This window comes from Flavihumibacter fluminis, assembly GCF_021491375.1.
Lineage (GTDB): Bacteria > Bacteroidota > Bacteroidia > Chitinophagales > Chitinophagaceae > Flavihumibacter > Flavihumibacter fluminis.
In genome coordinates this window covers 920594-935469 of the sequence record NZ_JAKEVY010000001.1, presented here as the reverse complement: position 1 = coordinate 935469, position 14876 = coordinate 920594, and the positions used below count along the sequence as shown (strand labels likewise).

At 46.7% G+C, this 14876-nt stretch carries 16 protein-coding genes; 7 read left to right on the top strand and 9 right to left on the bottom strand.

The window, feature by feature from the left end; translation table 11 throughout:
- Entirely contained in the window at positions 1–909 is a 909-nt protein-coding gene (gene xerD / locus L0U88_RS04125; RefSeq protein ID WP_234864341.1) for a site-specific tyrosine recombinase XerD, read from the bottom strand.
- Between the two features lie 76 nt (positions 910–985).
- Here xerD and L0U88_RS04120 point away from each other — a divergent pair, with 76 nt between their 5' ends.
- A complete protein-coding gene (locus tag L0U88_RS04120) occupies positions 986–1528 on the top strand; it encodes a YkgJ family cysteine cluster protein (protein WP_234864340.1) in 543 nt (180 codons plus the stop codon).
- Here the strand turns inward: L0U88_RS04120 and L0U88_RS04115 are convergent.
- On the bottom strand, positions 1525–1878 hold the full coding sequence (locus L0U88_RS04115; RefSeq protein ID WP_234864339.1) for a YraN family protein: 354 nt from the start codon (positions 1876–1878) through the stop codon (positions 1525–1527). The two genes, L0U88_RS04120 and L0U88_RS04115, sit on opposite strands and share 4 nt — an antisense overlap.
- Before the next feature lie 30 nt (positions 1879–1908).
- Between L0U88_RS04115 and manA the strand changes: the two genes are divergently transcribed.
- Both manA and L0U88_RS04105 read left to right on the top strand, forming a co-directional pair.
- On the top strand, positions 1909–3126 hold the full coding sequence (manA, locus tag L0U88_RS04110; RefSeq protein ID WP_234864338.1) for a mannose-6-phosphate isomerase, class I: 1218 nt from the start codon (positions 1909–1911) through the stop codon (positions 3124–3126).
- A 47-nt stretch (positions 3127–3173) separates the two neighbouring features.
- Positions 3174–3731: a DUF6580 family putative transport protein gene (locus L0U88_RS04105; protein ID WP_234864337.1), complete on the top strand. Its 558-nt coding sequence runs from the start codon at positions 3174–3176 to the stop codon at positions 3729–3731.
- On the opposite strand, the gene L0U88_RS04100 is transcribed toward L0U88_RS04105, so the two are convergent.
- From L0U88_RS04100 to L0U88_RS04080, 5 genes are all read right to left on the bottom strand, one after another.
- Positions 3723–4730, bottom strand: coding sequence for a cyanophycinase (locus tag L0U88_RS04100; RefSeq protein ID WP_234864336.1), 1008 nt, complete (start codon positions 4728–4730; stop codon positions 3723–3725). The genes L0U88_RS04105 and L0U88_RS04100 overlap by 9 nt on opposite strands.
- A 44-nt stretch (positions 4731–4774) precedes the next feature.
- Complete coding sequence (locus L0U88_RS04095; protein ID WP_234864335.1) at positions 4775–5974, bottom strand: MFS transporter; 1200 nt, start codon at positions 5972–5974, stop codon at positions 4775–4777.
- A 9-nt stretch (positions 5975–5983) separates the two neighbouring features.
- Positions 5984–6463: a GNAT family N-acetyltransferase gene (locus L0U88_RS04090; RefSeq protein ID WP_234864334.1), complete on the bottom strand. Its 480-nt coding sequence runs from the start codon at positions 6461–6463 to the stop codon at positions 5984–5986.
- Between the two features lie 55 nt (positions 6464–6518).
- Positions 6519–6983, bottom strand: coding sequence for a ribonuclease HI (rnhA, locus tag L0U88_RS04085; RefSeq protein ID WP_234864333.1), 465 nt, complete (start codon positions 6981–6983; stop codon positions 6519–6521).
- 81 nt (positions 6984–7064) lie between these two features.
- Complete coding sequence (locus L0U88_RS04080; protein WP_234864332.1) at positions 7065–8693, bottom strand: acyl-CoA carboxylase subunit beta; 1629 nt, start codon at positions 8691–8693, stop codon at positions 7065–7067.
- Between the two features lie 64 nt (positions 8694–8757).
- On the opposite strand from L0U88_RS04080, the gene L0U88_RS04075 reads away from it, so the two are divergent.
- Positions 8758–9855 carry a DUF3810 domain-containing protein gene (locus tag L0U88_RS04075; RefSeq protein ID WP_234864331.1) on the top strand — a complete coding sequence of 366 codons (1098 nt, stop codon included), beginning with the start codon at positions 8758–8760 and terminating at the stop codon, positions 9853–9855.
- Between the two features lie 2 nt (positions 9856–9857).
- Here the strand turns inward: L0U88_RS04075 and dcd are convergent, their stop codons facing one another.
- The gene (gene dcd, locus L0U88_RS04070; protein WP_234864330.1) at positions 9858–10394 is read right to left on the bottom strand and encodes a dCTP deaminase; all 537 of its coding nucleotides are present in this window, start codon (positions 10392–10394) and stop codon (positions 9858–9860) included.
- 75 nt (positions 10395–10469) lie between these two features.
- Between dcd and L0U88_RS04065 the strand changes: the two genes are divergently transcribed.
- On the top strand, positions 10470–11108 hold the full coding sequence (locus tag L0U88_RS04065) for a 4'-phosphopantetheinyl transferase family protein (protein WP_234864329.1): 639 nt from the start codon (positions 10470–10472) through the stop codon (positions 11106–11108).
- 112 nt (positions 11109–11220) lie between these two features.
- The gene (locus L0U88_RS04060) at positions 11221–11823 is read left to right on the top strand and encodes a hypothetical protein (RefSeq protein ID WP_234864328.1); all 603 of its coding nucleotides are present in this window, start codon (positions 11221–11223) and stop codon (positions 11821–11823) included.
- Between the two features lie 25 nt (positions 11824–11848).
- Here the strand turns inward: L0U88_RS04060 and L0U88_RS04055 are convergent, their stop codons facing one another.
- Positions 11849–13126 (bottom strand): DUF2130 domain-containing protein, encoded by a 1278-nt coding sequence (locus tag L0U88_RS04055; RefSeq protein ID WP_234864327.1) that lies wholly within the window; start codon positions 13124–13126, stop codon positions 11849–11851.
- Between the two features lie 66 nt (positions 13127–13192).
- On the opposite strand from L0U88_RS04055, the gene L0U88_RS04050 reads away from it, so the two are divergent.
- Positions 13193–14875 (top strand): GMC oxidoreductase, encoded by a 1683-nt coding sequence (locus L0U88_RS04050; protein WP_234864326.1) that lies wholly within the window; start codon positions 13193–13195, stop codon positions 14873–14875.
- Position 14876: the final 1 nt, after the last annotated feature.

The following is a 14876-nucleotide window of genomic DNA, read 5'->3' as shown; positions in this document are numbered from 1 at the left end:
TCAAATGGATGAACGGAAAGCAGGATGAAATTCATGCAGGGTGCGACGCAGAAATTCCCGGTCAAGATGTGTATAAATTTCGGTAGTGGTGATGCTTTCATGTCCCAGCATTTCCTGAACGGCCCGAAGATCTGCTCCACCTTCCACCAGGTGGGTGGCAAAGGAATGCCGGAACGTATGTGGCGAAATGGACTTTTGAATACCTGCTTTTTTTGCAAGTTCTTTGATCACCAGGAAGATCATTACCCGAGTTAAGGGCTGACCGCGGCGGTTCAAAAAAACAATATCCTCTGCCCCCGGTTTAATGATTTGATATGATCGTACCAGTTTAAGGTATATCTCCAGCTGGCGGATCGCTTTTTCTCCAATGGGTACCAGCCGTTCTTTATTTCCCTTGCCAATTACCCGTATAAATCCGCTATCCAGGTACAAACAGGAAATTTGCAGACTAACAATCTCGCTTACCCGAAGTCCGCAACTGTACATCGTTTCCAGAATAGCTTTATTTCTTTCTCCCTCAGGTTTGCTAAGATCAATTGCTGATATGATTGCTTCTATTTCTTCATAGCTCAGGGTGTCGGGTAACTTGCGCTGCAGTTTGGGAGCTTCAAGCAGGGCGGTAGGATCGGTTTTGGTGATTTGCTCTACCAGGCAATAGGTATAAAAACTCCTGAGTCCGGATAAGATCCTGGCCTGGGAACGCTGGCTCATGCCCAGTTCGGCAATCCAGCGCAGGAATGCCTGTAATTGTTCGGGAGAAATATTATCGGGTGAAGGAGCTGTGCCAGATATATCAAGGTACTGAATCAGCAGGTCCAGATCATGCAGGTACGCAGCCACCGAATGATCCGCCAGGGATTTTTCCAATCGCAGCCATGCTTTAAATCCTTTTTTATAAGATGCCCACATGATAATTTGTTCCGGTACAGGAAGCAAATTAACGCATTGAATCCTTTATATTGCGATTTCATAAACAAGTGACCGAATGGAGCTGGCGACCAATCCCCGTGCTGTTAACCTGCGACAGTTTAAAAAGCAGGTAATTGAAAGAAAACGTACCCTGAAGCGATTTTTGACCAAATTGGAAAATGAACGTCCGCGTGGAATTGATAAGATTACTCCGGTTATAGAACAGGAAGTTTGGTCGGAAGTGGATTGCCTTACCTGCGCGAATTGCTGTAAAAAAATGAGTCCGACTTTTACAAAACAGGATCTCATCCGTATCTCCGCGCATCTCAATATGACCGTAGATGCTTTCAAGGAAAAGTGGTTGTTTTTCGATAAAAAAGATAAAGACTGGATGAATGTGAAACAGCCCTGCCAGTTCCTCGATCTCAAAACCAATATGTGCAGCATTTATGAAGTGCGGCCTGCAGACTGCGCCGGTTTCCCCCACCTGAGTAAAAAGAAAGCGGTGGATTATATGCATGTACACAAACAGAATATTGAGTATTGTCCGGCTACCTTCAAAATGGTAGAGAAGTTAAAAGCGACATTATCACTGGTTCAGATCAGCCGCGTTCGCTAAGAAAGATCCTGGAAATGCCGGATCTTTATTTCATCCTGTTTTAATTCAACAGCAAGCACATCAAAGCTGATGCGTTTCCATTGAGGATGTACCTCCAGGAATGCGGCCGCAACTGATTGGATATGTTGAATTTTTTTGGTATTCACGGCGCTTTCCGGGGAGCCGAAACCATCACCGGTGCGCGTTTTTACTTCTGTGAAATGTAATACTTCGTTGCAACAGGAAATAATATCAATTTCCTTTCGGAAGTATTTCCAATTGCGATGCAGAATGCGGTGCCCAAGATTTTCCAGAAACTTAATGGCTTCCTCTTCGCCCAATTTTCCAGTATGCAGATTTGCCTGTTTCACTCACTGATTTTGTCCTAATTTCGGCGCGCTATGGATATTCAAAATAAGTTATTTGATCTGGAAGGAACGGTGCAGCCCTATCAATGGGGTGGTTTTACCTACATACCAACCTTGTTATCACGGGAGGTTAAAGCCGGACAACCATCTGCTGAATACTGGCTGGGTGCCCATGTGCAGGCGCCATCCATCGTGAATGGAGAAGCAAAGCTGGATGCGTTGTTACAGCAACATCCCCAATTGTTAGGGGCTGCTGTTCAGTCTACATTCGGGCGACTCCCTTACCTGCTGAAAGTACTGGATGTAAAAGATATGCTGAGTATTCAGGTGCATCCAACACGAGAAAATGCCAAGAAGGGTTATGCAGCTGAAAATGCGGCAGGTGTTGCGTTAACAGCATCCAATCGCAATTATAAAGACGATAATCACAAGCCTGAACTGGCATATGCCTTGGGTGAATTCTGGTTATTGCATGGATTCAGGGAAGCTGCATCATTGAAAGAGGTGTTGGCAGCGCGTTCAGAACTTCAATTTTTGCTGGAAGTATTTGCAGAGAGTGAGTATGCGAAATTATATCGTACGGTTATGGAAATGCCGGATGATGAAGTAGCAGCGCATTTGCAACCATTGCTCGATCGTATCCTGCCTGCTTATCATGCCGGTAGTTTGGTAAAGTCCAATCCGGATTTCTGGGCTGCGAGAGCTGCTATTACCTATAATCAGCCGGGAAGGATTGACCGTGGAATTTTCAGTATCTACCTGTTGAACCTGGTAGAAATGAAGAAAGGACAGGCGATATTTCAGGATGCAGGCGTTTTGCATGCTTACCTGGAAGGTCAGAATGTGGAAATTATGGCAAATTCGGATAATGTGTTGAGAGGTGGGCTTACCCCCAAACACGTGGATGTGCCTGAATTAATGAAACACGTGAGATTTGAACCCTGCGTTCCGGAACTGCTGGAAGGAAGGGATGTTCAGCCTTTTGAAAAGGCATTTATTACACCGGCGGATGATTTTGAACTGCATTTGCTGGAGCTGCCAGCCGCTGCAGGACTGCAGCTTACAACGGATACTACAGACATCATACTGGTATTGGAGGGGGAACTTGAAATCTGCGAGCAAGGCACTGGATATTCTCAAAACATGTCCAGGGGGCAATCTGTATTATTGACAGCAGGAGCTAGCGTAAAGATTTCCACAGCGGGGGGCTGCCAGGCTTTTCGGGCCACGGTACCTGCCGCTGCCAAGTGAAAATCCCCTATTTTTGTGCCTGATCCTTAACATTCGAGCATTAGAATATGAAACTGAATAAATCTCTGATAGTATCATTTGTACTGTTGATTGTGGTTGCCGCCGTATACCGCATTATTCCGTCCCGCCCTTTTGGATTTGCTCCTCAACTGGCTATGGCCATATTTGGTGGCGCGCTGATCAGGGATAAGAAGTGGGCTTTCGCCTTGCCAATATTCTCCATGTTTCTAAGTGATCTTCTGTATCATGGACTGTACAAGGCTGGAATTACAACAACGCAGGGATTTTACAGTGGACAGGTTTTGAACTACGCACTGTTTGCATTGATGACGGTGATTGGTTTTTATATTAAAAAGATCAATGTACTGCAGGTAGGGCTCGCATCTGTAGCTGCACCAACCGTATATTTTCTGCTTTCCAATTTTAGTGTATGGGTATTTGGTGGCGGATGGGGACATCCCAAATCATTTGCCGGATTGATGGCAACCTATATAGACGGACTGCCATTTTACCCCATAAGCGTTTATTCCACACTGTTTTTCAGTCTGCTGTTATTCGGAGGTTATTATCTTCTTTACGGAAACAAAAAAGTAGAGTTAGCGTAAGACTCCCTGCTCAACTTTTAGCTGCCTGGTGGTGCCGCCCTCCATTTGTTTCCAGTTATTCAGATTGAAACGACCGTTTCCTTCTATTGAACCTTTAATCATATAGGCCCTGACCGGAGCTTTGGAAGGACTCCAGTGAAGCGCTTCTCCGGGTTCACACACCTCCGGTTTGCTAGCTTCATTCCATACAAACCAGGCTTCGTTGCTTCCGAAGACAGTTGCCCATCCCGCTTCATCGATGGCTACTGCTGTTTTTTCATCCACTCCAATGCCGCGGATTGTTTTGGTTTTTTCTTCTTGCAGCAACCTTGCCAGCCAGCTGATATGTCGGCCCTGCCTGTTGCGCTGACTGTAATGTGAGTCGGTGATGGTATTACGCAAGATTGGGGCTACTATAAAATCCTTCCGGCCAATTGCGTTAGCAATATGATAAGGACTTTCAAGTGCTGTTTCTGATTGAATGGTTTCGTATTGAGCAGCAAAATAATAGTCGCCCAGAATAGCACAACCGGCGCTGGTGCCACCTACCGGCACTTTCTTTTCATTGATTAAAAAGTTGATGGCTTCTTCAACGGGAGAGTCTTTCCAGTAGCGGGTATAATTCCATTGATCACCACCGGCAATAAATAAAAGTTCAGCCTTACGGATTTTTTCTGCCACAATGGGCAAGAATGCTTTATCCCGATTATTGATCAGGATGGTTTCTACGGAATTAACTTTCGCGAGTTCAAAAAGGTACTGATTGTAGCCGTCGGCACCAGAGGATCGGATCACCACCACGTCACCGCCACCCGACCGTTCCAGCAACCAAAGCATCGCGGAATTAACATCCGTACTGCCTCCAGCGAGCAGTAATCCGGGTTTGGTTGTAGTTTGTACATCAGCAGAATCACCGGTGAGATAAATGCGAATTGCGTCTTCCTGAATGTTCTGGGCATCCGAATAAATTGGAAAACTAACGGTGAGCAATAAGCGAAAAGTGAGGTTCCAGATTTTCATACGATTACTGTTTCTGATGATACCAGCCAGCGGCAAGTAAATCCTTACAAAAGCTGATCCGGATAATTTACCTGCTTTGAGGTGATTGTTGAATTTTGAAGATACCGATTCTTCCAGGCAGTTGCAGCTGCGAGCAGAGCCAGAATAAAAATCATGCTGAGTCCGGTTGCCATGGTAAACTTTTCGGAAATGATGCCTACCAGTGAGGGGCCGGCGAGAAAGCCAAGTAAACCACCCGTTGCAACAGCAGATATACCACTAACTGCGCTTATTCCCGGTACTTTTGTGGCCGTGCTGAACAGTACGGGAACAACGCAGGAAAATCCGAGTCCGACTAGTGTAAATCCTGCAATTGCAACCGGGATCGAAGTAAAACTAACCGCCAGCAGGTAGCCTGTAGCAGCTACCAGACAACCTCCCATCACTATATTTTTATTGCCAATTTTTGGAATCAGCGCATCACCATTAAAGCGGCCAAGTGCCATTGCAATTGAGAAACCTGCAAATCCGATTCCTGCAATTGCCTTGGTGCCATTCAAGGATTCACGAAGGTAGAGTGCACTCCAGTCGGCAACACAACCTTCTCCCATAAAGGTGACAAAGCAGATAAAGGAAAGTCCGATCAGGCCTCCGGAGGGTAAACGAAAGCGGCTGTCTGAAGCGATCTCTACCTGATGTGATAACAATTCTTTGCGTAGCAAAAACAGGCCAGTTGAAAGTGTCAACGCCACAATCGCGATCTGCCAAACGGCTGGTATCTGCAGCCAGTAAAAAAAAGAGGCGAGGCCGGCACTGATACCTCCACCCAAACTATACATGCCGTGTGAAGTACTCATCAGCCGGCGCTGCAATTTTTGTTCCAGTTGATCAACCATTGCATTGGTTGATACGCCATTGAGAAAACCGGTAAGTCCGGTTGAAAAAAGCGCGATCATCAATACCGGTACAGTAGGGGCGGTTACCTGCAGAATAAAGGCAGCACAATAAAAGAGGCTGCCATAAAACATCCAGTTGCCTACCGCTATCCGTTTAAAAAACCAGGGCGCGATGGCAACTCCGGTGAGTGCACCCAGCGGCGCAAGTAGCAGGGTGAGCCCAAGTGTGGCATCTGTGAGTTCCAGTCTTTGCTTGACCTGGGGAATCGCTGCCACCCAAATGCCCAGTAAAATACTGGAAACAGCAAACAGGTATCCAATGCTTAAGCTGGAGCGCTGACGCAGGTACAATAAAGTATTGGTAAGCATCGGGCAGGGTTATAATGATTTATTGAGTACCAGCTGATGTTTGCAAACAATTCCCTCTTCTATTATCGGTTGTGGATAATGGTGAGTAAAATAATTCCAGCGCACATCAATCAGTTCAAAGCCTGCCTGCTGGTACAACTGGAAGGGTTTGATGCTCGAGTTTCCCGTGCAAACCTGGAGCTCAGTAAAACCGAGTCGCCGCGCCCTTTCACTGGCCTCCTGCAATAATAATCTGCCTATTCCTTTTCTCCGATAACCGGGAGTAACGGCCAGTACTTTAATTTCTGCTTTGGTTTTGCCTTCGGGCGACAGGGCCAGTACGCCTACGGTAAGGTCGAGGTGATTGGCAACCAGAATGAGGCAATGGGGCAGGTATTCTGCAACCTGTTCCGGGTTAGGATCAGCCATCAGGATAAGATCCATCGGGGGAGAAACAGCATCCGGGAGTGAACTAATCCGGATTTCAGCAGGCGGTTTGGTTTCGGTCATGTATCAAATATCCAATATTTCCTGAATCCAAAACAGGAGATTGTATTCGGACTTTTCAGGGATTTTCTGCTTCGTAGATGGAATCAATCAATAGGTGTTTCCCATCTGCTGCGGTAGTAGCCAGTATGTCACAGCGGTTGTTAAAAGGGTTATCGGCATGTCCTTTTACCCATTTGAACCGGATATGGTGCTGTTTGGCGAGCTCGTGATATTTGGTCCAGAGATCCCGGTTTTTTTTGCCGCCTTTGAAGTTGGTGGCGATCCAGTTTTTTAGCCAACCCTCTTCCACGGCTTTTACCACGTATTGACTGTCACTGTAGATCGTGATTTTTAAACCGGTTTTAGTAAGTGCTTCGAGCCCTGCAATAACCGCCATTAATTCCATGCGATTATTGGTGGTTTTGCGATAGCCTTTGGACAATTCTTTTTCTTTGGTGCCCCATTTAAGTATGGTACCGTATCCACCCGGACCGGGATTTCCCCGGCTGGCGCCGTCTGTGTAGATGATGAGTTCGGACATGAGGAAGTGAAAGGTGAAAGGTGAAACGTGAGATGTGAGACGTGAAAGGTGAAATGGTTTTTTCGTCTCACGTCTCACATCTCACGTCTGTATTACTCCCGTTTTAAACACGGGCATTTCCGGATTGTGATTAGCGGCTTCGATACCGGTTGCGATTACCCGACGGGTTTGCAATGGATCAATTATTTCGTCTACCCATAACCGGGAGGCTGCATAATAGGGGGTGGTTTGTTCGTCGTATTTCTGTTTGATGGATTGCAATACCTGTTTTTCCTGTTCAGGCGTAATTTCTTCACCTTTAGCTTTCATGGAAGCAACCTGGATCTGCATCAGGGTTTTAGCTGCCTGGTCGCCGCCCATCACGGCAATCTTTGCGGTTGGCCAGGCATAAATGAAACGGGGATCATAGGCTTTACCACACATGGCATAATTGCCTGCACCGTATGAATTACCAACAATGATCGTGATTTTAGGTACTACAGAATTGGCCACTGCATTAACCAGTTTGGCGCCGTCTTTAATGATGCCCGCATGTTCACTTCGGCTGCCCACCATAAATCCGGTTACATCCTGCAGAAATACCAGCGGAATTTTTTTCTGGTTGCAGTTCATAATAAAACGAGCCGCTTTATCAGCACTGTCGTTGTAGATTACACCTCCCATCTGCATTTCACCTCTTTTGCTTTTCACGATCAGGCGCTGGTTCGCTACAATACCAACTGCCCATCCCTCAATGCGCGCATAACCGCAGAGAATGGTTTTCCCGTATTCGGCTTTAAATTCTTCAAATTCGGAATCATCTACCAGGGCTGTGATGAGTTCCCGCATGTCATAAGGCTTGCTGTTGTTTTCTGCCAGTATGCTATAGATTTCTTCGGGTGCTTTTTTGGAAGCTTTCGGTTGGGTGCGATTAAAGCCTGCCTGTTGTGAATCGGCCAGTTTACTCATGATTTTTTTGATATGATCCAGGCACTCTTTTTCTGTCGGAAATTTATAATCCGCAATTCCGGAAAGGGCGTTGTGCGTTTCAGCGCCACCCAGGGTTTCAGCATCGATATCTTCTCCGATAGCGGCCTTTACCAGGTAGGGGCCGGCCAGAAAAATAGAGCCGTTTCCTTCCACCATCAGGGTTTCATCGCTCATGATTGGCAGGTAAGCACCACCGGCTACACAGGGGCCCATAACAGCTGCGATCTGTGTAATACCCATCGCGCTCATGCGGGCATTGTTACGGAAGATCCGGCCAAAATGTTCCTTATCAGGGAAGATTTCATCCTGCATGGGCAGGAATACACCGGCACTATCTACCAGGTAGATGACAGGAAGGTGATTTTCCATCGCGATTTCCTGCATCCGCAGGTTTTTCTTCCCGGTAATAGGAAACCAGGCTCCGGCTTTTACTGTCTGGTCGTTTGCCAGAATCACACATTGTCTCCCGCTCACGAAACCGATGCCGGCAACTGTTCCACCTGCAGGACACCCACCCTGCTCCTCGTACATGCCATATCCGGCAAAACTTCCGATTTCCAGGAATTCTGTTCCGGCATCAATCAGGTAATCGATCCGTTCCCTTGGGGTCCACTTATTTTTTTCGTGTTGTTTGTCAATGGATTTTTTGCCGCCGCCGACTAAGATTTTTTCGCGGCGTTTCTTCAGATCACTAAGCAAAAGCTTCATCGCGTCTTCATTCCGGTTCTTTTCGATATTCATGGCAGGCATTTTTGAATTTTCTTTTTGCATTGAACATTCTATTATTGCGAATAGTTGTAACAACATGCAGGAAAGAACGGGGCAAAGATACCGGTATACGGGTTTATACCTTCTGGCAGGCACAGCTTTATTCATTAAGCTGGTGTCAATTTTTCCTGATTTGGTGGAAAAATATTATTCAACCGGGGTTTACCCGGTGATCTCCAGGGTACAGCGATTTTTGTTTGGATGGATGCCACTCAGTTTCGGCGACCTGCTCTATGCAATAGCAACTATCGGACTGGTATATGCGCTGGTAAAATTTATCCAGGCGTTGGTGCAAAAACGCATCGATCTTAATTGGTTGCTTCGGGTAGGTGTGAAAGTAATGCGGGTCTGGTTATGGATTTATATTCTTTTCAATCTGTTATGGGGATTGAATTACAACCGGGTTGGCATTGCCCGGCAGGCAGGTATCCGGCCAGGACAATATTCAACTGCTGAACTTGATAGCCTGGTGCAGGTTTTGTCCAGCCGGATGGAAGCCAACCGTACGATATCGCTTCCCGAACGGCAACCCCTCCGGCATAAAAGAACCCTTTTTACAAGGGCTTTCAGCGCCTATCAGCAACCGGGTACGCGGGCTCTCTTTTTAAAATACGGCGGCCAAAGCGTTAAGCCCTCCCTCTATAGTTACCTGGGTAATTACCTGGGATTTACGGGGTATTACAATCCGTTTACCGGAGAGGCGCAGGTGAATACCACCGTGCCGGTTTTTGTTCAGCCTTTTACCACCTGCCATGAAATTGGCCACCAGTTGGGATATGCGCGGGAGAACGAAGCCAATATGGCAGGCTTTCTGACGGCGAGTAAAAGTGAAAGTCCGGCTTTCCGCTATTCCGCTTATTTTGACCTCTACCTATATGCTATTCGCGATTTGAACCTTCGGGATTCAACACTTGCACAGCTGCGCATGAACCAGTTGCCTGCCGGCGTTAAGGAAGATATTATCGCTTTGCGAAAATTCAACCAGGAGCATGTTGGATTACTGGAGCCTTTGGTAAGAACCCTGTATGCACAATATTTACGTGCCAACCAACAGCCATCCGGATTATTGAGTTATAACCAGGTGGTGGCATTGGTGATCGCCTATGGCAGAAAAAATGGATGGGAGCGACTCTGAACTCAGAATTTATTCTTCCACATCATACTCTCGATGGGCTTATCTGGCTGACCGCTGTATTTCGCATTTTTCTTCTGGTTGTAGGCAACTTCAATAGGTCCTTCTACCGGGAAATAGATCAACTGTCCAATAGGCATGCCTTTGTACACTTTCACCGGTTGTTTTACAGAAATTTCGAGGGTCCAGTTGCCGCAGAAACCAACATCGCCCTTGCCTGCTGTGGCATGGATATCAATCCCAAGGCGTCCTGTAGAGGATTTTCCTTCAAGGAAGGGGACATGCGCATGGGTTTCGGTATACTCCTCCGTTACGCCGAGGTAAAAAATATGAGGATATAACACAAACCCTTCATCAGGAATCTCAAAGTATTCAATCTGGTTATGCTTTTTGGCATCCAGGATATGCTCCTTGTAGGTGGCGAGCCATTTGCCCAGGTGAACATCGTAGGAATTGCTTCCGAGGCATTCGCGGTTATAGGGCTCAATTTTGATGGTGCCTTTTTCGATTTCTTCCAATATGCGCGTATCCGACAAAATCATGTGCTTGGCTTAATTTATATTTGTTGCGGGGTACTGTTTAAGTGCCGCTGCAATGTTAGGTTCTTAATTTCAACCTTGGCCTTATTTTATCAACATAATATCAACCAAACAACGCGACTCGCGATTTGGCGCATTGAGGAGCCGGAGGAATTCTTTCTGTCCAGTGTTTCCCTGCACCAGGATGTCACCCATCCCTACAAGAGGTTGCAGCACCTTGCGGGCAGGTATTTATTACCTGTATTGTTTGAAGATTTCCCGTTGGAAGAGATCCTGGTAGCCGACACCCGGAAACCCTACCTGCCGGGGGAAAAATATCATTTTTCGATCTCTCATTGCGGAAATTATGCAGCGGCGATTGCCAGCAGTACGAACCGGGTGGGGATTGATATTGAGCTGGTAACGCCGCGGATTGAGCGGATATCGCCCAAATTCTTATCGGAAGAGGAGAAAGCGTACCTGGCTCAATGGGAATTATTTGATCAATTGCAGTTGGAGATGACAACCGTGATCTGGAGTGCAAAAGAGGCGGTGTACAAGTGGTATGGATTAGGGGGACTGGATTTCAAAACGCATATGCAGCTCAGTGGCCCCTTAAAATACAAATCCAATCAGTGGATGGAGATTCCTTTCCGGTTTAACCTGGGTCAGCCGCTGGAAGTGCAATTGGAAGCCAAAATTTTTGAACCCCTGGTGATGGCTTACCTGGTGACCTGATTTTTTATGATGAATACCAGATGTCTGGTACGCTTAAAATTTTTTGAGAAGGGATACAACGGAATAGTATCGGAAGCGCTCAGATAGCATAACTTCATATAAACCCTTCTACATGAAAAATTTTATCAGTTTAAGTTTAGTGATTGCTATTACTATCAGTTCCCTCACGGCGTCTGCGCAGCGGATTAAACTGGAATCCGGTGATATTTCGGCACTGGCCGGCGAAAAAGAGATCAATACCGAGTTTGTGTACGACGGCATGTCGGTAGGAAAATTCAAGACAGAAGCCGAGTACGTAGCCAAAAAGACGGAAGAATACAATAAAAAAGAATCCGGCCGGGGAGATAACTGGGCCAAGTCCTGGGTGGCGGATCGGGAGAGTCGCTTTCATCCGAAGTTTAATGAGTTGTTTGGCAGAGAAAGTGGTATAGCTTCCGGAAGTGCACCTGCTGCCAAATATACCATGATCGTAAAAACGGTTTCAACTGAACCTGGTTACAACATTGGAATCACCCGTGGTAACGCCAATATTTACCTGGTGGTAACCATCGTGGAAACAGCCAACCGCAGCAAGGAAGTAGCCCGAATCAAGGTGGACAAGGCACTGGGTCGTACCTTTGGCGGTTTTGATTTTGATACCGGTCTGCGTATCGGCGAAGCGTATGCTGATGCAGGAAAAGCATTGGGTGCTTACGTGAAAAAGAACGCAAAATAACATTCCTTCCGCCAGGGCGGAAGGCTTACTCAAGCAGTCCGGTGGGGTCATCTTCCTCATCAAGGAGTTGCAGGCTGATATTTTCGGAGCCTGCAATTCCTTCGATACTGCCGCGGATATGGGCCGCGTTCAATAATACTTTTTCTAGTTGTTTTTCCCGGGCTTTCCAAAGTTTCTCCATAGCATCCCGTTCTTTCTGTATGGAGAGTTTCATGCTCATGAATCCTTCGCGGATCGCTTTCCATTGCTCCGAGAATTCGTTGCTCGTGAGGTAATCATAGAGCATATGCATCTTGTCTCCTTTGTTTTCCTGGCTGCGTACGGCGTTGAATACTTTGATCAAGCTTTCGCGTAAGACCTGGGCCAGGGCTTTGACTTCTGTGAAAGAACAGATCCAGATTCCATTTTTTTCTCCGAACTGATCCATATCGTCTGGCATGGTCTGTGTTACCAGGATAGCGAGATCCGCTCCCTGGCTGCGCATATCAGCTTTGAGTTTTTCTATCCATTCGCGGGTGAACCCTTTTGTTCGCTTACTTTCATAAATGATCTTCCCACATTCCTGGCCGAATTGATTGCGTACCGTCTGGATGCAATCCGCCCCCCGAACACCTTTACCCACTTCTGTAATCAGGTCGAAAGGGAAACTGCTTTTCAGCATTTCCTCCAGGGCCAATTCCTGGACTTCGCCCTGCAACTGCATGCTGCCCTGTTCGGCTTTGCGTTTCATTGCTTCAGCCAGTTTTTTCTGGTCTTCCAACTGTTTTTCCAGTTCCTTAACGCGCAGGTTGAATTCGGATTCTTTCGCAGCAATTTTCTGCTCCTCAATTTTACGGAGTTCTTCCGAGAGCCGGCCTCTTTCTTCCTGTAACCTTCGCTGGAGGCTGATCTCCAGCTCTTCTTCCCTGGTTTTCAATTCCTGTTCTTTACGCAGGAAGTCCAGTTCCTTCTGGCGGGCTGCCTTCAGTTTTTCCTCATTATCGCGATTGGCATCTTTAAGCAGGATGAGCTGGTTTTCGTAATCGGAGTGGAGTTGCCGGCGGATACTGGCCTCCAACTGCTGGTTCTGCTTTTTCAATTCCTGGTCGAGTTGCTGGCGGTAAGCCATTTCCTGCTGGCGGCGGAACTGCTCAAAAGCTTCGTCTTTTTTACGGAGTTCTTCCTCTTTCTGCTTTCGGTATTCCAGCATTTTTTCCCGGAGTTCCTGCTTTTCCTTTTCGATGGCGTCCTTCAGTTCATCGTTCAACGCTTCTTCCAGCGGGAATTCATGCGCACAATTCGGGCATTTGATATTCGTAGGCATACAGCACCAATTTGCGGCAATTTATTGTATCCTGCTGATTAATCGGACCGTTCGTATATTTATCACATGGCAGGTAAATACGACGCAATTGTTATAGGTTCGGGCATCAGTGGTGGCTGGGCCGCAAAGGAACTTTGTGAAAAGGGATTAAAAGTGTTGCTGCTGGAAAGAGGGCGGGATGTGAAACATCTGAAAGATTACCCTACTGCAACTATGCATCCCTGGGAGTTTCCGCACCGGAATAAAATGCCCCTGGATTTCTTAAAGGATAACCCCATCGCAAGCAGGTGTTATGCGCTGAGTGAAAGCTCCGAACATTTTTTCGTGAAGGATAAGGAGCATCCATACACACAGGAAAAACCATTTGACTGGATCCGTGGATACCAGGTTGGTGGTAAATCGCTGTTATGGGCCCGGCAAACCCAGCGCTGGAGCAAATTCGATTTTGAGGGGCCGGCAAGAGATGGTTTTGCCACCGACTGGCCGATCCGCTATGAGGATATTGCTCCCTGGTACAGTCATGTAGAACGATTTGCCGGCATCAGCGGAAATAAAGATGGGTTGGAAACCCTGCCGGATGGTGAATTTCTACCGCCCTGGGAAATGAACTGCGTGGAGAAAGATATCGCTTCGGCTATACGTTCCAGTTATACCGACAGGTTTCCTGTTATTGGTCGTTGCGCGCACCTCACCGAGCCACAACCGATTCACCTGGAACAGGGCAGGGGCAAATGCCAGGCCCGGAGTTTGTGTGAACGAGGTTGTCCGTTTGGCGGATATTTCAGTTCGAATTCTTCAACGATTCCCTGGGCAGCCAAAACAGGTAATCTGGAACTGCGCCCCAATTCGGTAGTACATTCCATTTTGTATGATGAGAAATCACAAAAAGCCAGGGGGGTGCTGGTAATTGACAGCATTACCAAAGAGCAGCATGAGTTTGAGGCGAAGATCATTTTTGTGAATGCGGCAACCATGAATACGAACCTGATCCTGCTGAATTCAATCTCCTCCCGTTTTCCCAACGGATTGGGAAATGATAATGGATTACTGGGAACCCATGTGGCATTTCATAATTACCGGGGCATACTGAATGGAAAAGTAGAAGGTTATGAAGATAAGTATTATAAAGGTAGAAGACCCTGTGCTGTGATGATGCCGAATTTCCGGAATGTTCGCAAGCAGGAGATGGATTTCCAACGTGGATATATGACGTTCTATAGTGCTTATCGTCCGAGTTGGGGTAGAGGAGGAGAAGAAATAGGTGCAGCATTAAAAGAATCACTCACGGATCCTGGCGGGTGGAGTGTGTTTATGATGATGCAGGGAGAAACGATACCAAAGGAATCCAATCGCGTTAGCCTTGATAAAAATAAAGTAGATGCCTGGGGTATCCCACAGCTATCCATAAACGTAGATTATGATGAGAATGATCTGAAGATCCTGAATGATTTTTTTGAACAGGGGCAGGAAATGCTGGAAAAAGCAGGAGTGAAATCGATTACTAAAACTGATACCAAACAGGCACCGGGATTGGATATCCACGAGATGGGAGGCGTAAGAATGGGGCATGATCCCAAAACCTCCCTGCTGAATAAATGGAATCAGCTGCATGCCTGTAAAAATGTGTTTGTAACAGATGGCGCCTGCATGACATCCACCGGTACGCAGAATCCATCACTCACATTTATGGCATTGACCGCAAGAGCTGCCAATTATGCGGTTGAAGAATTGAAAAAAATGAATTTGTAAT

Coding starts and splice junctions, on each gene's coding strand:
- xerD (WP_234864341.1), bottom strand. CDS start 909: ATGTGGGCATCTTATAAAAAAGGATTTAAAGCATGGCTGCGATTGGAA.
- L0U88_RS04120 (WP_234864340.1), top strand. CDS start 986: ATGGAGCTGGCGACCAATCCCCGTGCTGTTAACCTGCGACAGTTTAAA.
- manA (WP_234864338.1), top strand. CDS start 1,909: ATGGATATTCAAAATAAGTTATTTGATCTGGAAGGAACGGTGCAGCCC.
- L0U88_RS04105 (WP_234864337.1), top strand. CDS start 3,174: ATGAAACTGAATAAATCTCTGATAGTATCATTTGTACTGTTGATTGTG.
- L0U88_RS04100 (WP_234864336.1), bottom strand. CDS start 4,730: ATGAAAATCTGGAACCTCACTTTTCGCTTATTGCTCACCGTTAGTTTT.
- L0U88_RS04095 (WP_234864335.1), bottom strand. CDS start 5,974: ATGCTTACCAATACTTTATTGTACCTGCGTCAGCGCTCCAGCTTAAGC.
- L0U88_RS04090 (WP_234864334.1), bottom strand. CDS start 6,463: ATGACCGAAACCAAACCGCCTGCTGAAATCCGGATTAGTTCACTCCCG.
- rnhA (WP_234864333.1), bottom strand. CDS start 6,983: ATGTCCGAACTCATCATCTACACAGACGGCGCCAGCCGGGGAAATCCC.
- L0U88_RS04080 (WP_234864332.1), bottom strand. CDS start 8,693: ATGAATATCGAAAAGAACCGGAATGAAGACGCGATGAAGCTTTTGCTT.
- L0U88_RS04075 (WP_234864331.1), top strand. CDS start 8,758: ATGCAGGAAAGAACGGGGCAAAGATACCGGTATACGGGTTTATACCTT.
- dcd (WP_234864330.1), bottom strand. CDS start 10,394: ATGATTTTGTCGGATACGCGCATATTGGAAGAAATCGAAAAAGGCACC.
- L0U88_RS04060 (WP_234864328.1), top strand. CDS start 11,221: ATGAAAAATTTTATCAGTTTAAGTTTAGTGATTGCTATTACTATCAGT.
- L0U88_RS04055 (WP_234864327.1), bottom strand. CDS start 13,126: ATGCCTACGAATATCAAATGCCCGAATTGTGCGCATGAATTCCCGCTG.
- L0U88_RS04050 (WP_234864326.1), top strand. CDS start 13,193: ATGGCAGGTAAATACGACGCAATTGTTATAGGTTCGGGCATCAGTGGT.